The sequence below is a fragment of the Epilithonimonas xixisoli genome (assembly GCF_004365655.1).
GTDB classification, from domain to species: domain Bacteria; phylum Bacteroidota; class Bacteroidia; order Flavobacteriales; family Weeksellaceae; genus Epilithonimonas; species Epilithonimonas xixisoli.
The window spans coordinates 658417-679063 of the sequence record NZ_SOEO01000002.1 but is presented as its reverse complement, the minus strand read 5'-3'; the positions used below and the strand labels follow the sequence as shown (position 1 = coordinate 679063).

Sequence of the window (20647 nt, the reverse complement as noted above, 5' to 3'; positions counted from 1 at the left end):
TATAGTTTCTGACTGAAATGATTACCTTTGCGTACCTATAATTTTAAAACATATTAATGGAATTAGCATTAAAGATTTTTCAGTTTGTACTGAGCATCTCTATTCTTGTAACTTTACACGAAATCGGGCACTTCTTGCCAGCGAAATGGTTTAAAACCAAAGTAGACAAATTCTTTTTATTCTTTGACCCTTATTTTTCCATCTTCGCAATGAAGAAAATCAATGGAAAATGGCAATATAAATTCCTTTCTAAAAACCAACCTACTGAAGAAGAGGTGGAAATAGACGGAAAAAAAGTGCTTCAACCAATCGATATTTCTGCACTTCCGGAAAACGACTGGAGAAAACACGAAGGTGTGAAATACGGAATCGGATGGCTTCCTTTCGGAGGTTATGTGAAAATCGCGGGAATGGTGGACGAAAGTATGGACACCGAGCAATTGAAAAAACCGGCAGAGCCTTGGGAATTCCGTGCGAAACCGGCTTGGCAAAGATTGATAATTATGCTTGGTGGTGTAACGGTTAATTTCTTTTTGGCTTGGGCTATCTATTCTTCGCTCTCTTATTTCAATGGCGAAACTTATCACGATAATGCGAAATTCGAAAATGGAATTGCGGTTTCTGAGCCTGCACAACTTTTAGGTTTCAAAACTGGAGATAAAATCTTGAAAATCGATGGTAAACCGGAAGAAAGATTGGAAGATAGTTTCCTCGATATTTTATTAAGTAACGAAATAACGGTTCTTAGAGATGGGAAAGAAGTTAGTTTTGCTCCAAATGAGGACGGAATTGCACATATCTTAGGTGCAAATGAAGCTAAGGCTTACATCACTCCAAGATTCCCAGCTGTAGTTGACAGCGTAGCTCCAAATATGCCTGCAATAAAAGCAGGATTGAAAAGAGGCGATAAAATAGTAGGCATCAATGGTCAAAAAACAGAATTCTACGACCAGATTGTAGATGTCCTTAAAGCTAACAAAGGAGGGAAAGTTTCTTTGGATGTTGTTAGAAATGACCAAACCTTGACTCTTAATTCGGATATTGACAAAGACGGAAAATTAGGTTTTTCACCAAACCTTCTGCTTGCTCAAAGTTATCTTAAGAAAAGTGAAGTCGTTAAAAGTTATACTTTCTTAGAAGCTATTCCAAGAGGTTTTGACAGAAGTATTGCTTCTCTGACAAAGCAGGTAAAACAGTTTAAGCTTATCTTCCATAGAAAAATACAAGGTTATAAAAAAGTGGGAGGTCCAATAGCAATTGTAAACAATATGCACGTTGACAAAAGTAAAGACGGAAGCTTATCCATCAATTGGGAGTTTTTCTGGAGCTTTACGGCAATGTTTTCGGTTTGGTTGGCATTTCTTAATTTGATTCCAATTCCAGGCTTAGATGGCGGTCACGTCCTATTCACATTGTGGGAAATCATCACAAGAAAACCTGTTCCACAGAAAATCTTGGAAAATGCACAAATGGTGGGTGTAATTTTCTTATTGGGACTTATGGCGTTAATATTTGGAAATGATATAGTTAAGCTGATAGTGCAAGCTTTGGGCTAAAAAAATTAAAAAAAGTTTCAAAAAAAGTTTTGGAGTTTTTAAAAAAGTTTCTATATTTGCACACGCTTAAAGCAAAAAGAAACATTCCTCTTTAGCTCAGTTGGTTAGAGCATCTGACTGTTAATCAGAGGGTCGCTGGTTCGAGCCCAGCAAGAGGAGCAAAACCATCACAGAAATGTGGTGGTTTTTGTTTTTTATACTTTGTGAATTGGGTTAGGCTGGTTTTGTGGGAATTTCTAGGTTTCTGTGATTTTTATTTCTTAACAATTTCTTTAAAAATTAGGCATATAAAAAGGTACACCTATTTTTTGAAAAGGTACACCTATATAATCCCCATTAAATCTACATTTATGAACAACATTAAAATTCTTTTCCTTTTAGATAAGATAAGGATTAACAAACAAAATAAAGTCCCTATTAGATGTAGGATAACTTATGAATCTGAAAGAAAGATATTCTCAACAGGATTATTTATAAATACCAATAACTGGATTGCTTCTAAACAGATTTCCAAACCACCCAATGAGGAGAATAATTACATAAACAACCAACTAAGCCTGATTAAGAATAAAATTAATCAGGCTTTTTTATTGCTTCAAGTCAAAGAAGAACCTTTTGATGTGAATGATATTTATAATCAATATGCAGGTAAAACTCTTGCTAAAGAATATGGGCTGATAGAATATTATCAAATCTATCTGGAAAGGCTTAAAAAGCTTATTGGAATTGAAATAAAACAACAAACCTGGGATAAGTTCAGCTATATCAAAGATGATGTCTCAGAGTTCATAAAACACAATTATAAGAAATCTGATGTTAAGCTAAAGGACTTGGATTTTAATTTTATTTCAGAACTGGAGTATTACTCCAAAACTGAACTAAAACATAAACAAGTTACCATTAATAAGGCTTTACAGAGATTAAAAAAAGTTGTAAAGCAATCTGTAATTAATGGTTACTTGGATAAAAATCCTTTTGAAGAACATAAACCAAAGAAAGTCTATCCTAAAATTATATTTCTTACTCAGCAGGAATTAGACCTGCTTGAAAATCATCATTTCAAATCAGAAGCACTTACAAGAGTTAAAGATTGTTATCTATTCTGCTGTTATACAGGATTAGCTTACAGGGAAATGTTTGAACTCAAAAAAGAAGATTTAATCACTAAACCTGATGAAACTATCTGGATTTACAAAAAGAGAGAAAAAACTGAAAGAAATTTTTCAGTTCCTTTAATTCTCTCTAAGGCATTAGAGGTTATAGAGAAATACTCATCTGAAAGTGATTATCTCCTACCAAGAATCTCAAATCAATCTTTTAACAGGCTTCTAAAGGAAATAGCTAATGTCTTAGAAATTCCCAAAAATCTTACTCATCATACAGCAAGAAAAACTTTTGCTTCTACTGTGTTACTTAACAACAATGTTCCTATGGAAGTAGTCTCTAAACTTTTAGGTCATTCTAAAATTACTACTACTCAAGAATATTATGCTGAGTTGATGCCTGAGAAGCTAAGTGAGAATCTGAAAAAATTGGAAAATAGGATAACATAGATTAAATTTTTTAACTGCTTTGTATTATTTTTACAAGGCAGTTAAACTTGAAATATGTACATAGATGTAGACCTTGCCCATTTTGATTCATTTCCTATAGAATTCAAAGAAATAAATCCTGAAGATTTTCAATATGTCTTTGATACTAGTGGTACTAGAATATCTAGGTCAGATTTTATTATTGAGAATGGTGGAGATAAAATTTTAATTGAACCTAATGATGATGGATATATCAATGATACTTTACAAGGTTTAATTGAGCTAGAACATAAAAATACTGTGGTTATTAATGCTGCTGTGGGACAAGGTAAATCCCATGCAATTATTCAGACAGTTAAAAGATATTTTGATGCTAAGGAGAAATACCTGATATTCATAGCATCTCCTTTTGTTAGCTTAGTTAAACAATATCATAATGATGTAATAAAGGCAGGAATTGACTCTGGTCAAATATATAGTTATGAAAAATTGGGGAGGGATACAACCAAAGATTATATCAATAAAACTGTTCAAATAGTAACTGTTAACACATTATTAGGCAACCCAGGGGAAGATGGTTTTAAAAATTCTGATATCAAGAGGGAGTACATAAATGACTTAGTAAAACATTGTCAAGAAAAATCAATAAAAGTTGTTTTTATTTATGATGAAATTCACGACTCATTTCATAATTTTAAGCAGGAATACATTTTTAATCTCTGGAAATGGAAAAGTGTTATTCATAAAAACTTCGTACTAAGTGCAACCTATAATGAAGCATCTAAAATAGTTATTGAGTATTTAGCTGAATTAACTGATTTCAGAATTAAAATCATAGAATCTGAAAGGAAAAGATTTCCCAAAAAGCAAAGTGATTTGTATCTGCACTTTTCAAGCTCATATTCTTTTACACATAAAACCAAAGAAATATCTAATGTTATTGAAGATTTAATAGCTAGAGATAAAAATATAGATATACTATCTTATTCTAGAAACTTAGCTAAAAATTTATTAAATACCAGCAATGATATAGGGAAACTTATTTTTGACACTTTTGGAGAAGTTAAAGATTGTACATCAGAATTAATTTCAAATCAAAGAGAAGAAAATGAAGAACCTACCAATCAATATGATAATGACAAATGCAACATTGGAACTAACTTCAAAACTGGTGTAAGCATAAAAAAAGATAATCATGCTCTTGTAATTATCTTACCACCTAGAAGTTCAAGATTAACTTTTAGAAATAAATATGGTATATTTTCTGGTGGCATAAATTCCATAATTCAAGCTCTTGCAAGACAGAGAAAGAAAGGGGAAATTCATATTATTTTACCTAAACCTGATCATTTTGATTATGACACTTTAGACCATTCAGGAATGTCTCCTTTACAGAAAGACATTTTTAAAGACCATTATGAATTAGTAAAGTATCACAAGACTCCTGAAAAGTTTGTTAAATATATCAAACTCAACAGACAAGATTATTTTCTAAGAGAATTCTATGATAACAAACTAAAAGGAAATGTACTTAATGAAATTACTGCCGTGTCTGCAAGTGGCAGAAATAATACTCTTCCCAAACTAAGTTTCCCAACTTTTCAAGAATTTAAACTTGAATCAGGAGAAGATTATCTAGCAAATAAATTCTCAATATTTGGAGAAGATATTAGTGCTTATACCACATATGCTTCTCTTGCAAATCAATTTATAAATTGTAGATTAAGGGGCATTAGTTTTAAACCTGTTATAGCCTTTGACGAGGGAAGTGTGCAGTCTATGCTTCATTTTGTGTATAAAAATTTCTTTGGAGAGGATTATCTAGAGTCATTAGGACAATATTCCAATTTTAACCTCTTCTATCAGGACTTTAGAAATTCTCTTTATGCAGATTATCAACTAAAATTCAAAAAAGAGGGAAGTTCAGATTATGAAAATATAGAAAAAGGTTCACCTGTAGCTAAGAAATTTGAACTACAACTATTACTCTATACATATAAGCTAAAACACTTTAGCTTAAAATCTACAGATGATGAAGATTATACTAGAAGTGATTATTTTCTAGAATGTATCTCTCATTCCAAAGACATAGATTTATCTACACTTGCTGAAGGAGATTATAAACACAGAGTAAAACTCTACCAACATATCAACTATTTTAGAGAAAAATTGATTAACTCTTTGTATGAATATCATAGAGGAAGAGACCACTTTTTTTGTACACCAACTAATATGTGGGGTGATTTTTTTAGTACATCAGATGTAGCTAAAGTCCAAGAAATAATAGTGCTTTTGGAGTCTGATAGTATTTTGAGAGATAATATGTTTGAATTTAAAAGAAGATTTATAGATAATAGAACTCTAAATGGTAAACTCAAAACCTTTTACTCTATTTTACTTGAAGATTTTCTTTTTATTGATAAGAAAGTACGAGACCCATATATAACTTTGTATGGCAGTAGAAGGAATTGTAAAATCATTAATTCCATTAAAACTATTCCAAGCAAAGCAATTGCAATAAACTTAATTGAAAGTCAAGATTATTTACATTCTTATCCAGATACCACAGACTCTTCAGAAGAACTAGAAAAATTACTGAAAAGTATTACTTTATAAAAAAATGTGTATTTCCCGTAGATATAATATATATCTATACGGAGAATACACATTTTTACACTACTCTATGTGGGATTAAAAAACATAACATATGGATGTTTTATCATATTCTCAAAAGAACCTAGCTAAAATCTTATAACTAATAGGGGGTTCTTTTAAATCTCCCCCATCTTAAAAATCTAAGATTTAACAACGCACGAATTCAGAGGAGGACAACTCAGTTGTAGTTTTTTGTATCAAGTGATTTGATGCACAAAGCTACAATTTTTTTATGACATTATCAAGTGTTTTGCCCCTACTAGAAGAAGATTAAAGCAAATAGCCAAATTTTAAAATTCACATTTTTATTAACTTTTTTAAATACTAAAATTTATGCAATTAAGACAATCAGAAAGAAAACAAGCCAAGATAAAAATTGGTTTACAAGGATGTTCAGGAAGTGGTAAAACCTATTCAAGCTTACTTCTTGCCAAAGGACTTACAAATGGAGACTTTACCAAAGTAGCTATTATTGATACAGAAAATGGGAGTGCAGACTTATATGCTCATTTGGGAGAATATAATGTGCTTTCTCTTGCTCCCCCATTCACTCCTGAAAACTACATAAAAGCTATTGACATTTGTGCCAATGCTGGAATGGAAGTGATTATTTTAGACAGTATTTCCCATTGTTGGGATGAACTATTAGATTTTCATTCTAAGTTAGCAGGAAACAGTTTTACAAACTGGGCAAAAGTTACTCCAAGACAAAAAGCTTTTGTAGATAAAATCTTGCAAGCAAATGCTCATATTATTGTCACAATGAGAACCAAACAGGATTATGTTCTGAATCAAAAAGATGGAAAATTTATTCCAGAGAAAGTGGGTTTAAAATCTGTTCAGAGAGATGGTTTAGATTATGAGTTTACTCTAGTCTTTGATGTAGATATAAAGCATTTTACTGTGTCAAGTAAAGATAGAACAGGCTTGTTTATGGGAAAACCAGAATTTATAATCTCTGATAAGACAGGAAAGGAAATATTAGATTGGTGTAACACAGGAATTGAAATACAACCTTCATCCCAAACCTCATCAGCCTCTAGAGTTAATGGGATTATTGAGAGCTCTGAACAACAATTTCAAGCTACAGAGGAAGAGGTTTATAATGCTATTAGGGATTGTAATTCCATAGCAGAACTTCTTTCTTTATACAAACAATTTCCTCAATATCATATTTCTTTGAAACCAGATTTTGAAGCTAGAAAATCAATCCTAATTCATTTACCTAATCAAAACTTCAGTAAAAATGGACAATCAAAATTTCAATAATTCTAGCAATATGACATTGCAGAATGTAAAAACAAGGAAGCCTATAAGTGATTTATATTTTAGCAATGGAGATTTTCAAAATGCTGAAGTATTTTATCCTAGTAAAATGAATGATATTAAAGAGCCTGACACTAAAAATCTAGTTCAGGCTTTTTTAATATCTGATTCTAATAATCCTAGAGAAAAAAATATATCTTCCAATTATCAATCTAATCCATTTATTCTAGCTAACACACTTGAAGTTCCATTACATCATCTAAAAAATGATTGTATAATTCCTGTATTCTCTAAAGATAATGAAAAGACTATAGCGCATCAAGAGTTTATAGAATGTGTAATTACTGCAACACAAAAAGCATTTCCATATCAAACAATTTCAGAGCCTGAGATTAGGGTTTCACATCAGATTAAAGGTAGAACTCCTGAAGCAATACATCTTAATGTAAAAGATTTGTTAGAACATCAGAAAACTATTTATTATGAGAGAATGGCATTTATCATTAGAATTCCTAGTATCACAGATGTAGTAAATGGTAATGACTTATCTCTATGTATTGGAGGTGTAAGGAGCTATAACTTGGAAAATTTGTACAATAAAAAAACTTTTGAGAGGTTTAAATTCTTTATTGGTTTTCAGAATAAGGTTTGTTGCAATCTATGTGTGTCAACAGATGGTTTTTTAGCAGAGTTGAAAGTTTCCAGCACACAAGAGTTATATTCAAAAGTTCTAGAGACTATTCAGAATTATAATGCTGAACATCATTTGATGGAAATGAAAGAACTTTCTCAAGAATATTTGTCAGAACATCAGTTTGCACAGCTCATTGGTAGAAGCAGATTATACCAACATTTACCTAAGCTAGAGAGAGAAAATATTCCTGTTCTCAGTTTTAATGATAGCCACATTAATACAATGGCAAAGGATTACTATGAGGATAAAAACTTTTGTAGGTTAGAAGATGGCAGAATAAACTTGTGGGATGTTTACAACTTGTTTACCCAAGCTAATAAATCATCTTACATAGATACATTCCTAGATAGGAATTTGAATGCCTTTGAATTTTCAAAAGGTATTCAAAAAACTCTCAATGGTAATTCTGATTATCATTGGTTTTTGAGTTAGAGGAACTGCCCTACAGAAATGTAGGGTGGTTTTATTTAATAATTTGTAATTTGCAAAAAACTATAAGTCAGTGAAAAGTAAATTTTTAAACAAAATCAATGAAAGATATTTGTGTCTTAAATCTAATTTAAATAGCTCCTATTTAGATTTTTTATCAAGGCTCATTTTTTTTCTTGGAGAGAAAAAAATCAAACTTTTAACAAAAAATAATCCAAATCCCAATGACTTAGAAGATCTAACTCCTTATATCACAAAAAGAGAGGAAAATAATTACAATCAACATACATACTTGCAATCTTTAAAATGGGGAGTGTTAAATCAAAATGTAAAAAACGTTGCTGTTTCTGGCTCTTTTGGTACAGGAAAAAGCACAATTCTGAATTTATTCAAAAAAAATAATCCTGAATTCAAAACGCTAGATATAAATCTTGGGAAATTTGAAGGAAAAAATAAACAAAATGAGGTGGATATTGAAACTAGCATTGTTCAACAAATTTTATACTTTGAAAAGAAAAAAAACTTAAAAGATTCTAGGTTTGAAAGAATTACTTATGACAAATTTATTTTAGTAAAAGCCTTACTTTTTATTCTTTGGATTTATTCAATATTATATCTTTTTTTTGAAAAAATATATAATAAGCTAACTTTGGTTAACAAAGTTGAGCTTCCTTCTTATAACTATATAATTAAACTGCTTTTTTTGACAGGTATTTTTTTAATCTTAAAAAAGCTATTTAGGCAGATTTTTAAACTAAAAATTAACAAGGTAAGTTTCAGTGATGCAGAATTTGTACCTAAAGCTAATGATATTTCAATTATAAATAAGCATGTTGATGAGTTAGTTTACTTTTTTGAAAAGACAAAAACACAAATTGTCTTTATAGAAGATATTGACAGATTTGATGATGCAGTTGACATTTTTATTAAATTAAGAGAGTTGAATATAATTATCAATAATTCAAAAGACATTAATCAAAAAGTAACTTTTGTATACGCAGTTAAAGATGAGTTATTTAGTAAAAATAATGAAAAAACAAAGTTTTTTGATTTGATTATACCAATAATTCCAATTGTAGATTATAGCAACTCAAACACTCAATTTATTAAAAGATTAAAAAAAGATTTTATTGAAAATAAGATTATCTCTGAAGACATTATTTATAATATTTCTCCTTATATCAGTGATATGAGAAGCCTTATTAATATTATTAATGAATTCAAAACATACTATAAAATCAAAAGCAATGAAAACAACAATATAAATGGAGACTATCTATTTGGACTTATTATACTAAAAAATATTTACCCTATTGATTTTAAATCTTTACAGAATAAAGAGGGTGTTGTTTATAAAATATTTGAAAATAAAAATGAGCTATATAAAGACTTAGAAGAAAGTCTCTACAAAAAAATTGAAATAATAGAGCAAGAAAATGATGATATTCTTCAAGAACAGCAAGACAATCTTTTAGAATTACGTAGGGTATATATTTCTGGAATATTAATGAAGTCAAATGATGCTACGAGTTATTATATTGATAATAAAACTATTGAATTGGAAAGCTTATTGGAGGATCAAAAATTTTCAGAATTTATAAAAAGTGATGTGATAACTTATTATAGGAATCATATTAGTAAGTTTATAAAATTCAGTGATGTTGAGAAAGATATTAACCCTCAACAAAAATATGCTGAAAGAAGAAGAATTGTATTAAACAAAATAAACAACATAAAAGCAATAAATGATTCTGAAATTCTTAAATTAAAATCACAGATAAATAATTTGAGTAATTCATCATTAAATGATTTATTAAAGCAATCTGAAAAAAATAAACTTGACAGTTATTTTGATAAAATTGTTCGTGATATTTTTACAGATATTGAATCAAAGGATGATTATGAGAGAGAGGCTAAAATCGAAGAAATAAAACATAACTACACTCTTTTAAAAGTTCTTATAAGTAATAACTATATTGATGAAAACTATTCAAATTATGTTTCTTTATTCTACCCTGAATCAATTACAGAAAAGGATAATAATCTTAAATTAAGAATTATTCAAGACGGGGAAACACATTTCAATGAAAGTATTGACAAAATCAAAAATTTAGTTACTGAACTAGGAAGCACTAATTTCAAAAAAGAATCAATATTGAATTTCTATATTCTAGATTATCTACTTTACAATTACAAAGACAATGAAAAGGTAAGTAACAAATTAGATGAATTCCTTAATACATTGACTAATGGGAAAGAAAAATCTGTTCATTTTATAGAAAAATATATTGATTTTTCAGAATTAACTGGAACAAGCAATGAATTTATTAGAAAAATGGCTTATTGGGAGGGCTTTTGGAATTTGATTCATTCTAGAGATGAATTTAATGCTGAAAAGAAAAAGAAAATCTTGGATAAAATATTCAAATACACGAACATTGACAAGATAAAAATCCTTAACAAGGATAGAAAGATAAATGCTTTTCTAAATAACTATGATGATTTTTTAATAAATAATTTTGACAGAGAAACCAAAGATGAATTAATTAAAAAGCTAAAGACGATAGGAATTAAATTCAACAAAATAAAATATGAAGACTCCATATTTGAGATTGTTTTAGAAATAATTGAAAATAACTTGTATAAGATAAATATAAATAATGTCAATTTATTTTTACAGAAATTTAATTTCAAGGATATTGATATTCTAGATTATAAGACTTCTAATTATTCATATTTACTCAAATCTGATGTGACATATCTGAAAGAAAATATTAAAAATAATATTAATGAATATGTTGAACAGGTTTTATTGAAACTTGATAGTAATACTGAGGAAGAAAATAATGTGGTTAAAGATTTAATTAATAATACTGATGTTAAAGAAGAAAACATTGAATCATTGATAGAAAAAATGAATTTTAAAATTTCTGACCTGTCAGAAATAGAAAATAATGCGTTTTGGTCTTCACTTATTATTTGGGAGAAGATTGAACCTAATTGGAAAAATGTTTTACTGTATTATTCTTACAATTCTGAAAAAATTGATGCCAGTTTTGTTGAATTTTTAGATAATGAAATAAATTATCAAGAGCTTGGTAAGAGCTGTATCAATGATTTTTTAGAAAATGAAAGCGAAACAGATGAGAAAGAATATTCCATAATTATTGATAAATTTAATGTTTCTCTAGTTAATTCTGAAATTTCCAATGAATCATTTGAATCATTAGTCCATTCAATGACAAAAAATTTTGATGATATTGCTGTAGTAAATAAAACAGACAGAATTAAAAATCTGATTGAATCACATTTAATAGTTTTCAATGAAAAGAATTTGACAGATTTAGTTGGTGGAGATTTAGAATTATTTATTGAGAAGAATGAGGCAAATTTAGAAGAAGAGTATGAAACCTTAAATTTGCTCTTGATAAAATGGGTAACAATATTCAAATCCCATATTGATGGAGATTTGAAAAAGAAAATATTTGTTTATTTAACAAACGAAGAAATTTATGATTCAGATGAAGATGTTTTTTTGCTTACCATTATAAATAATTTTTTCAGTAGTAAGTTTTATTCATTTTCTGATTTTTTTGTTAAGAGTGTACTTGAATCCAATCTTGATACTACAATTAAAATTAAACTTTTAATTTTTGATAAAGATAATATTACAGATGTTCTTCTTAAAGATTATCTGGAACTATTAAACCCTCCATATTCGCTAATTCTGCAAAAGGAAAAAATTGAAATCCCAAATTCCTCTGAAAATACAGATTTTATGAAAATCTTGCAACAATATGGTTTTATAAAAAGAACTTATTTAAAAGATAAAGATTCGGTAATAACAGTTAGCTATAATGAATAAAGTTGATTCTATTTTACAATTTTAAGATGTTCTTTTCTAATCCATCCTGTTTCTATAGAGTTTTCTTTTATAACGAAAGCCCATTTTAAGCTGTCTTTTAAAACTATTAATCTATCATTATTTACTAATCTGTGAAGTGATTTAGAATTATCCCTTGGGAAATTTTTGAGGTCAATAAACTTACAATTTATCTTAAATTTTTCATTATCCTTATTATAATAATTATTTATAGTAATATTATTTACTGTAGGCTTCTCATCACTATTCTTTGACATTTCATTAGTTATTAAAGCTGTAATATATAGTGAAATGAAAAATAATATAAATCTAGCAGTATACTTTACAGAGGGATTTTTATCTATATATGTTTTGATAAAAATAACCAGATTGTTAAAAAATTCAATTGGGTTTTTTTCTATCTCTTCAATAGTCTGATTTATAACTTCAATATTATTTGAAATAATTTGTGAATCTGCTATATCTTCTTCATAAGTGGAAACTTGGGTAATATTTAGTAATGAAAGTTTAGCAATATTACCCCAATACCCTACAGAATTGATTTTATCTAAAATACCATTATTAATAATTATCCCAATATTATTATTTAATTGATTAAAAATAGTTTTGTTTAATTCATATCCCAAATTTGTAGTATTAGATAATTGAAATAAATGATTCTGTAAATGATTTTTATTGTAACTCATACTTTTACTAAGCTGATTAAATTCTATACCTAAATTTATTCTAGGTTGCCACTCATTTGTTTTAAAGGGATATATACTCTTGTTAATTTTATCTGTAAGACTTGTTATGCTCTTTAAAAATTCAAATGTATCCATAAAATAAATTCATATTGTTAAGTTAGTAAATCATTATTGTTCATTATTCGAAATTACGTTTCTACATATTTAAATTGTTAAGTCTTGTTCTTACTATTATTTTCCAAAGATTTTATTTATTTTACTATTTTTTCTTATTATTTCTAAAAACATTTTATTTCTTGCCTCAGCATCATAAATCATAGTTTTAACACTAACAACAAATATTGATATGTCAAGATTCTTGTAATATTTATGATAAATTGGATATTCAGATGAATACATAGCTACATACTCATCCTTTTTTAAAGTATCAGCAAAATCATCGTCAATATCAGTTATAAGGTAGCCATAAACTTCTTTTATTTTTTCTTTTGATTTAAAAGCTTCTAAATACTCTCTTAATTGCAACAGACCTTGATGCTTTTTTCTATGAGATTTGTTTTTATAATCAAATGGTTTTAGTTCTACAAGCACAGATTTTAGTCTATCATTGTTGTGTGGATTGTGAGAGAAAAAAATTGAAAAATCTGGTTTATCATTTATTATTTTAGTGTCTTCATCAGGAATATCAAGTTCTTTCAAAATATCCTTTACTCTTTTATCACTTGCTGCAAAACTATAGGTAGTAAATCTGTCATCCAATAGCCACAAATTATTCTTGTTAAGAATTAAAAAATCATCTTTTGACTTGCTATCTGTAGTGTATTTTTCCATTATCATGTTATGAATAATAGCCTCCACCTGTTCTCCTTTATCAATTAGTTTTTTAAGTTTATCAATAACAATAACCCTATCATTGATATATGAGATTAATTCATTTTGAGCCAATAAAATTGCTTGTGTTAATTCTTCATCTGTAAATTCAGATTTGTTTGCATTACTCAATACTGTTTCTTTGGATTCATCAAACTTCTTTTTAGCCTTTTCAATAATGTGTTTTTTGTCTAAAACACCAGCTATCTCAACATCATTTTCATCAATGTAATTAACCAAATAAGGTCTTTCATCTTGAATTTCATTAATCTTGGCTTTATTCAGTTTAACTGTATTTGGAACACCAATTTTAATAATTTCACTGATTGCTTTCTTTAATTCAACATTAATCATTTCCCAAGAAATAGTGGAATACATATCTGTTTTGACAGGGAAAATATCAAAGTCATTTCTTTCGTGATTTACTTTGCCACTTAAGTAATCAGATTCTAAAAGTAAAAATCCAGAATATCCATAAGGTAAGGTGATTTTTAAGTTTTTATCTTCAAAATCACATACAGTTCTATTATTTGCACAATAAAAAGCATATAAATTTCCACTTGAATTTTCAATACTATGACTTAACTTGAATTTTACATTAAAACTTTGATTATTTAGGACATTAAAATTCTCTGTTTTAAAATCAGGAATGTCAGTTGAAGAAATTTTTACAGAATTTGAACTATACTCATCAAAAAAAGTAATTTCTATATTTCTACCCTTCTGCTTATAGAAATATAAGGTAGGTATCAGATTCATTAATGTTTTATCTCTGATAGAAAAAATATCTAATTCAATTCTCCTGTCTATTTTTTTATCCCAATCTAAATATTGACTGTTTAATGTATCTAAAAAAACTTCAGTTTCATTAGCAGTTACTTTTTTATTTTCCTTTTTAAGGTCTTTCTCAGTATCAAAATTTATGTGAAATTTTATTTTTCTTTGCTCTTGAGCTTCTTTTAAATCACTACTGTATTTTGCTGAACTATATACTTTCAAAAATACAAACCTTCCAACCCCTTTACAACCTAAATCTTTTTTAAATTCAGTTCTATATGTTGAAAAAGACTTGTAGTTATCATCTGTGATGCCATCTCCATTATCCACTACTTTTATAGTATCTACTTTTATTCTTCCAATCTCAATATCTCCATCTTTAATTAAGTTTCCATTAAAATTTAAAAAACACTTGATTTCAGTAGAATTTGAATGGATAGCATTAGTAATTGCCTCAAAAATAACATCATATTGTGTTACTCTTGAGCTAATATCTTCATTCACAATTCTGCTAATTTCTGTAAACATTTTACTCATAAAGCTGTAGATTACGTGGTATATTTCAAAATTACATAATTTCAAAGACATCCCGCTTTATTTTTATGAAGTTTAGGTATTTCATTGTAACAGAAATTTTTCAATTTTTTTTTCAAAACCTTTCCATGCACTTGCTCCACCTCAGTACTAAGGCCCCCCACTTATATTGGAGGGAAACTCCCCCATACTTTTCCTATAAAAAAAGAGAAATTTCAGGCAGATTAAACTTTAGTTGATAGCAAGGTTTGATAAGTAGAAGTATGATGTATGAAAGGAAAAAATCTAACTCAAAAATTTAAAACAATGGTAAGAATTATCAGTTACAAATCAAGACAGAGAGAGGATGGAACTTCTTTTTGTGCTTTAGAAGTTCAAGGAGGTATTGAAATGGTATTAAGTCATAAGACCAATCAATATTATGCTACAGCAAAAAAGACTTTCATTTCATCTACATTTGATGAGGAAACCTGTAAAGCACTTATAGGTACAGAAATGTCTGGAAGCATTCAAAAACAGGAATGTGAACCTTATGAATATGTTGTAAGAGAAACAGGAGTATCCCTTATTCTTCAACATAGGTTTGTATATGTTCCAGAGAATGTTTCAGATTCAATAATTAAATCTAGCATTTCAAATTCTATAACAAAATTTGAATCAGATTTAGAAGCTTTCTCTAAAAATGGAAAGTATGATGCTGTCCTAGCAGATTAAATTTAAAATGTCCAAAATGGGGAGTCATATATACAATGAATTCCCAAATTGGACATTTTTATTCTTTACCTGAATATTACACTCTTTATATTCTAGAAGCTTTAATTGAGAGAATGAAAGGGTATAAATTGGTATTACTTTCTAGATTATAATATCACATTTTAACTCTAGATATTATTAATATAGCTAAATTTTGAAATTATTACAATACTCATTAATATTGGGTTTAATAGATATTTATATAGTCCTAGAGAAAATTCTAGAATTTGTAGCAAGAACTATCAAATAGCCAAATTATAGTTTTTCACTTGTTTCTACTTTTAGTAGTTCGTATAGACTAATTTCTAATGCTAGAGAAATTCTGTATAAAGTCAATAGTGTTGGATTAGTTCTACCTGCTTCTATTCTTGAAATGTTAGTAGCATCAATATTTCCTTCCATTTTACCTACTAGCTCTACTTGAGATAAACCTTTCTGTAATCTCAATTCTTTAATTCTTGACCCAACAAGTTTAAATATTTCAGAACTTTCCAACTTGACTTATTTGACAAGTCAAATTTGGTTTATATATTTGTTTAAATTAATGCCATATATGACAACTATTAAATATTAAAAACTAATCTATGAGAAAATTACTTTTACTTATTATATTAATATTTCAACAAAACCAATGTCAAAATTATATTAACATAGGTTCAACAAAAGAGCAAGTGAAAAAATTACAGGGAGAACCTACAAGTATTGAAATCTATGATGAAATTGGTAAAGAGATATGGAGATATGGAGAATATGGAATAGCAAGTATTACTTTTAAAAATAGTAAAATAAAAGAGTTTAAAAATCACAATCATATTTTAAGAATTGGAGATAACTCTGAAAAGAAAAAATCTAGTGAAAAGATTACATCTCAAGATACTTTTTGGAAAAAAGCTAGAGATAGTAATGATATATACCCACCATCACCTGCTGATGCATATGGAGAAGATAAATCTGGTCTTTATGGAAGTGCTACCCAAGATATAAAAAGGTTTCCTAAAGAATACGAGGAAATGGCAGAATCTAATGGCTTAAATCCTTATGCTATGCCTGATGAATATGCTCTTCAAGAAATGCAAAAAGAATATGACAGAGAAAAATATCTGAAGTGGGGGCTAATATTTTTTGCAACATTAGGAATGCTCTATTTAGTATTTAAACTTAACAAAAGGAAAAAATGAGAAAATTCATAGCATTCTTACTTGTCTTTTATCTCACAATAACGCAAGCGCAAAGTACATTTAGCACAGACTATTTTAGTTTCAATTGCAATTGTACACAGAATGAAAATTATTACAATCCTAAAAATCAATCTTACAATTATAGTTATGGAGAAAAAAATAGTAATTCTGGATACCTTCTAGCTATTCGTAAAATGCTCTACAGAGATAAAGCAAAACAAAAGGATTATCTTTTGTCCATAAAAAACTCTGAAACTTTCTCTTACCAAGAAATTCAGTTTGCGGGAGAATTAGCATTCTTAGCAGAAATTACTCAACCCAATGCATTTGGAAGACAAATAATATTCTTTCATAATAATATAGCTTATACAATAATGATTGTAAGTGATAAAAAAGATGTGCTTGATAAGTTATATTATACTTTTACTAATAGCTTCAAGTTCAAATAGTATAATCAGAAAAACATAAATTGACCACCTCAAAATAGGTGGTTTTTTAATACTCAGATTTAATATGAAACCAATAAAACTGCCTTTTGAAATAGGCAAAGAATATGAAAATTGGGAGTTTGATTTGGAGATTTCGGATTTTGAGAGAATCAGAGGATATGATAGTTATTTTTATATCAAAAAAATAGATTTTTTAACTATAAGTACAAGCTACATAGAATTAGTTTTTTCTTGGGATATTTTACAAGCTGTAATTATCATAATGAGTTTTGATTCTTTAGAACAATTAAAAGAGTTTGAAAAAATTATCAGTTTAGAACTTGGAGAATATGAAAAATCATATCACAAAGAATTAAAAGGTAATATTTTTATTATAAATAATATAGAATTGTTACTAACTCATCCTTTAGATGCTAAGGTTTTTATAGTCTATGGAAAGAATAATTTGCTAATTAGTTCTATTTACAATTCTCTATTGTTCTAGTGGCTTTTAATACTAAAGGCACACTTTTAGGCACACCCAAGAATTTGACACTCAGTAAAAGCAATACTATAAAGGAAAACTCAAAATACCTCTAGCCCAGCAAGAGGAGCAAACCATCACAGAAATGTGGTGGTTTTCGTTTTTTATAGACTTTGTGTATTGGGTTTGTCTTGGTTTTAGGGGATTTCTGTAATTCTGATATTTTCTACCTATTCTGTTAAAAAAGGCATACAAAAAGGTATCACTTCATCTAGTTGTTAATCAATAACAAATCTATAGGTTTTTTATAGAAATCTAGTTTTCCAAATTCAGCTCATAACTAACATTTCTACCCTCTCCTTTTTGAAGCATAATATTTTTATCCGTAAGGTCTTGTAAATCTCTTGTAGCAGTTGCTCTAGAGGATTTTGTTATGGAAACATACTTTCTTGAAGTCATTCCACCCTCAAAACCTGAAATCCCCGAATCAAACATTTTCAGAACAGCTTTTATCTGTCTTTCATTCATCTGGAATTTATGCTTGTCCATAAATTTAGTTTTACTGAGAGTGAACAGGATAATTTGCTTTGCACTCTTTTGGGCTTCTAGAATAGTTTTGGAAAAGTATAATATCCAATCTGTAATATCCAATGTCTTTTGAGCTGATTTAAGAGCAGAGTAATATTGTTTTTTGTTCTTTTCAATTGTACTAGAAAGGCTCATTAAAACAGGTCTTCCAAGAGATTGTGAAAGACATTTTTCTGCAATGGCTCTTCCTATTCTTCCATTCCCATCTTCAAATGGATGAATGCTTTCAAAATATAGGTGAGAAATTGAAGTCTTAATAAGGATTTTTTTAATCTCAGTAGGAGAAACCTCAAAACCTTTATACCAATGAATAAAATTTTTCATTTCATCAGAAACTTGATAAGAGGGTGGAGCTTCATAATGGATAATTTCCCTGCCATAAGCGCCTGAAATCACTTGCATAGGCTCATCTCCTATCCTGTATTTTCCTGCATTGACATAAGGACTATTACCCATTAAGGTATGATGCCAATTTTTAATCAAAGACTCTGTAAGATTTTCTTGATAGGACTTTCTTACTTCTACCATAAGAGAAGCAACCCTTAAAGATTTTTTATCTCTGATATTACTAATTGCATTTGAAAGCCCTAAATGTTTTTTTATGGAAGACATTACATCCTGTCTGCTAAAAAATTCTCCTTCAATTTCAGAGGTTTTAATGGCTTCTGAAATCATAAACTGGATAATGGTATCTTGTTGAATCTCTTCTGGCAAAGAATCTACAAGTCCTTTTAATTCACCAGTATCAAGAGCAAAATCCATTACTAATGAGTCTATCATAGAATCATCATAAGTGAAAGTTGCCCAATCGGGAAGTTGCCAGCTATACATTGTGATGCAATTATAAAATTTAATTGCATCAAATATAGTTAATTTATGATTCAATTAAAAAAATCAATTGCCTCATTCTTGTATTTTTCAAATGTGAATTATATACCAAAAAGACATAAAAAAAAGGTAACACTTAATTTCAATAACAAATCTATGAACAGATACAGGCAAGAGGAGCAAACCATCACAGAAATGTGGTGGTTTTTGTTTTTTATAGACTTTGGGGAAGTTATTAATATCTTTTAAAGAAGAAATCCAGGAGAAAAAGGCATACCTATTTCTTATTCTTCTCCTCGATCCAGCGGCTCATATATTTTGTCGAATTCAATTGATGATGTTGCAGGATTTTTCCAAGATAATTTTCAGTTCTATGATTTTCCAAGTTTTCTGATATTTCCGAAACTTTATTCATGAAAGAATCCGCAAATAAATCTTTCCGAAAAACAGAATCCAAAATCTGATAACCGTTTTCCTGAGCTTTATTCCAAAGATTTTCATCTTGATAAAGCTCAATCGCTTTCTCGATAAAAACCTCATCAGAATCTTCTATAAAACCATTCCAAGGCAAATCTTTATGCATCGCTTCAGCACCGATAGAACTTGTCACATTTGGCAATCCAAATTGCATACTTTCCCAAAGTTTCCCTTTCAATCCGGCTCCAAAAGGAATTGGTGCGAGAAGAACTTTAGCTTGATTAAAAATTTTTTCCACAGAATTTGCTCTTCCTTTTACCAGAAAACCATCTTTTTGGTTATGAAGTTCCAAAACCTTTTGACTCGTGTAAGCGCCATAAATATGAAGTTCTGCTTCCGGAATTCGTTTCTTGATTAATTTCCAAATCTGCTTCAATTTCAAAACCGTTTGCCAATTGGGTTCGTGCAGGAAATTTCCGATGCTTACAAAATGTTTTCTCTCTTCAAAAGGCGTTTTACTTTCCTCAATTTTTTCCGTCAAAAATGGAATATAAAACAGCAAATCTGGACTAATTTTAAACTCATTAACCAACAAATCATATTCAAATTCCGAAATGATTAAGGACAAATCACAACGCAAAATCGCCGCAATTTCCCGCATAAAAATATCATTAATTAAATCTTCCCTTTCAACAATTCTCTTTTCCACAAAAGCTTTCCTTCTCGCTTCTCTTAGAAAATGTAAATCTTCCGTATCAATGATTTTCACAACATTTGGACAATTCTCAGAAACGCGCCAGCCAAATTGTTCCTCAGTTATATAACGATCAAAAAGTATTACGTCAGGATTCAGATTTCTAATTTTTTCATCAAAACTCTCATTATTAATTTCAATTTTCTCAATCTCGATTTTTTCTGAAAATTCGATATTATTGGAAGCTGTCAGAAAAGTAATTTTAAAATCAGCTTCAGAAAAAAGTTGGATCAATTGCATCATTCTGTGACCAGCTGCAGTAGAAGCCGGCTCAGGAATCACGAGCCCAATAACGACGAGATGTTTCATGTGGAACAAAAATAGAAATTCTTATT

Annotated in this window: 15 protein-coding genes and 1 tRNA gene; 11 read left to right on the top strand and 5 right to left on the bottom strand. The window is 28.8% G+C overall.

The window, feature by feature from the left end; all coding sequences use genetic code 11:
• The first annotated feature begins 56 nt into the window (after positions 1-56).
• The 7 genes from rseP to B0I22_RS10470 all read left to right on the top strand — a co-directional run bounded on the left by rseP (position 57) and on the right by B0I22_RS10470 (position 11997).
• On the top strand, positions 57-1556 hold the full coding sequence (gene rseP / locus B0I22_RS10500; RefSeq protein WP_133944607.1) for an RIP metalloprotease RseP: 1500 nt from the start codon (positions 57-59) through the stop codon (positions 1554-1556).
• Positions 1557-1641: 85 nt separating this feature from the next.
• A tRNA-Asn gene (locus B0I22_RS10495) sits at positions 1642-1715 on the top strand.
• A 191-nt stretch (positions 1716-1906) separates the two neighbouring features.
• Positions 1907-3109: a site-specific integrase gene (locus tag B0I22_RS10490; protein WP_133944606.1), complete on the top strand. Its 1203-nt coding sequence runs from the start codon at positions 1907-1909 to the stop codon at positions 3107-3109.
• Positions 3110-3163: 54 nt separating this feature from the next.
• Positions 3164-5704 carry a DEAD/DEAH box helicase gene (locus tag B0I22_RS10485; protein ID WP_133944605.1) on the top strand — a complete coding sequence of 847 codons (2541 nt, stop codon included), beginning with the start codon at positions 3164-3166 and terminating at the stop codon, positions 5702-5704.
• Between the two features lie 372 nt (positions 5705-6076).
• Entirely contained in the window at positions 6077-7012 is a 936-nt protein-coding gene (locus tag B0I22_RS10480) for an AAA family ATPase (RefSeq protein ID WP_133944604.1), read from the top strand.
• Positions 6990-8135: a DUF3871 family protein gene (locus B0I22_RS10475; protein WP_133944603.1), complete on the top strand. Its 1146-nt coding sequence runs from the start codon at positions 6990-6992 to the stop codon at positions 8133-8135. The genes B0I22_RS10480 and B0I22_RS10475 overlap by 23 nt, the downstream gene beginning before the upstream one ends.
• A gap of 70 nt (positions 8136-8205) precedes the next feature.
• Entirely contained in the window at positions 8206-11997 is a 3792-nt protein-coding gene (locus B0I22_RS10470; RefSeq protein WP_133944602.1) for a YobI family P-loop NTPase, read from the top strand.
• Positions 11998-12005: 8 nt separating this feature from the next.
• Here the strand turns inward: B0I22_RS10470 and B0I22_RS10465 are convergent, their stop codons facing one another.
• Together B0I22_RS10465 and B0I22_RS10460 are read right to left on the bottom strand one after the other, a co-directional pair.
• Complete coding sequence (locus B0I22_RS10465; RefSeq protein WP_133944601.1) at positions 12006-12836, bottom strand: SH3 domain-containing protein; 831 nt, start codon at positions 12834-12836, stop codon at positions 12006-12008.
• A gap of 96 nt (positions 12837-12932) precedes the next feature.
• Positions 12933-14876: an ATP-binding protein gene (locus tag B0I22_RS10460; protein ID WP_166668219.1), complete on the bottom strand. Its 1944-nt coding sequence runs from the start codon at positions 14874-14876 to the stop codon at positions 12933-12935.
• Positions 14877-15188: 312 nt separating this feature from the next.
• On the opposite strand from B0I22_RS10460, the gene B0I22_RS10455 reads away from it, so the two are divergent.
• Positions 15189-15596, top strand: a complete 408-nt coding sequence (locus B0I22_RS10455; protein WP_133945169.1) for a hypothetical protein — start codon at positions 15189-15191, stop codon at positions 15594-15596.
• Positions 15597-15890: 294 nt separating this feature from the next.
• Here B0I22_RS10455 and B0I22_RS10450 read toward each other — a convergent pair whose 3' ends face one another.
• Complete coding sequence (locus B0I22_RS10450) at positions 15891-16130, bottom strand: helix-turn-helix domain-containing protein (RefSeq protein ID WP_133944599.1); 240 nt, start codon at positions 16128-16130, stop codon at positions 15891-15893.
• Positions 16131-16219: 89 nt separating this feature from the next.
• Here B0I22_RS10450 and B0I22_RS10445 point away from each other — a divergent pair, with 89 nt between their 5' ends.
• The 3 genes from B0I22_RS10445 to B0I22_RS10435 all read left to right on the top strand — a co-directional run bounded on the left by B0I22_RS10445 (position 16220) and on the right by B0I22_RS10435 (position 17746).
• Positions 16220-16813 (top strand): hypothetical protein, encoded by a 594-nt coding sequence (locus B0I22_RS10445; protein ID WP_133944598.1) that lies wholly within the window; start codon positions 16220-16222, stop codon positions 16811-16813.
• Positions 16810-17262 carry a hypothetical protein gene (locus B0I22_RS10440; protein ID WP_133944597.1) on the top strand — a complete coding sequence of 151 codons (453 nt, stop codon included), beginning with the start codon at positions 16810-16812 and terminating at the stop codon, positions 17260-17262. Before B0I22_RS10445 ends, B0I22_RS10440 begins: the two co-directional genes overlap by 4 nt.
• Positions 17263-17326: 64 nt before the next feature.
• A complete protein-coding gene (locus B0I22_RS10435; protein WP_133944596.1) occupies positions 17327-17746 on the top strand; it encodes a hypothetical protein in 420 nt (139 codons plus the stop codon).
• A gap of 294 nt (positions 17747-18040) precedes the next feature.
• Here the strand turns inward: B0I22_RS10435 and B0I22_RS10430 are convergent, their stop codons facing one another.
• Positions 18041-19144: a Fic family protein gene (locus tag B0I22_RS10430; RefSeq protein ID WP_133945167.1), complete on the bottom strand. Its 1104-nt coding sequence runs from the start codon at positions 19142-19144 to the stop codon at positions 18041-18043.
• 274 nt (positions 19145-19418) lie between these two features.
• Positions 19419-20621 (bottom strand): glycosyltransferase, encoded by a 1203-nt coding sequence (locus B0I22_RS10425; protein WP_133944595.1) that lies wholly within the window; start codon positions 20619-20621, stop codon positions 19419-19421.
• Positions 20622-20647: the final 26 nt, after the last annotated feature.

What these genes read in the sequence shown, in the direction of transcription:
- rseP (WP_133944607.1), top strand. Translation starts at nt 57, where the DNA reads ATGGAATTAGCATTAAAGATTTTTCAGTTTGTACTGAGCATCTCTATT.
- B0I22_RS10490 (WP_133944606.1), top strand. Translation starts at nt 1,907, where the DNA reads ATGAACAACATTAAAATTCTTTTCCTTTTAGATAAGATAAGGATTAAC.
- B0I22_RS10485 (WP_133944605.1), top strand. Translation starts at nt 3,164, where the DNA reads ATGTACATAGATGTAGACCTTGCCCATTTTGATTCATTTCCTATAGAA.
- B0I22_RS10480 (WP_133944604.1), top strand. Translation starts at nt 6,077, where the DNA reads ATGCAATTAAGACAATCAGAAAGAAAACAAGCCAAGATAAAAATTGGT.
- B0I22_RS10475 (WP_133944603.1), top strand. Translation starts at nt 6,990, where the DNA reads ATGGACAATCAAAATTTCAATAATTCTAGCAATATGACATTGCAGAAT.
- B0I22_RS10465 (WP_133944601.1), bottom strand. Translation starts at nt 12,836, where the DNA reads ATGGATACATTTGAATTTTTAAAGAGCATAACAAGTCTTACAGATAAA.
- B0I22_RS10460 (WP_166668219.1), bottom strand. Translation starts at nt 14,876, where the DNA reads ATGTTTACAGAAATTAGCAGAATTGTGAATGAAGATATTAGCTCAAGA.
- B0I22_RS10455 (WP_133945169.1), top strand. Translation starts at nt 15,189, where the DNA reads ATGGTAAGAATTATCAGTTACAAATCAAGACAGAGAGAGGATGGAACT.
- B0I22_RS10445 (WP_133944598.1), top strand. Translation starts at nt 16,220, where the DNA reads ATGAGAAAATTACTTTTACTTATTATATTAATATTTCAACAAAACCAA.
- B0I22_RS10440 (WP_133944597.1), top strand. Translation starts at nt 16,810, where the DNA reads ATGAGAAAATTCATAGCATTCTTACTTGTCTTTTATCTCACAATAACG.
- B0I22_RS10435 (WP_133944596.1), top strand. Translation starts at nt 17,327, where the DNA reads ATGAAACCAATAAAACTGCCTTTTGAAATAGGCAAAGAATATGAAAAT.
- B0I22_RS10430 (WP_133945167.1), bottom strand. Translation starts at nt 19,144, where the DNA reads ATGTATAGCTGGCAACTTCCCGATTGGGCAACTTTCACTTATGATGAT.
- B0I22_RS10425 (WP_133944595.1), bottom strand. Translation starts at nt 20,621, where the DNA reads ATGAAACATCTCGTCGTTATTGGGCTCGTGATTCCTGAGCCGGCTTCT.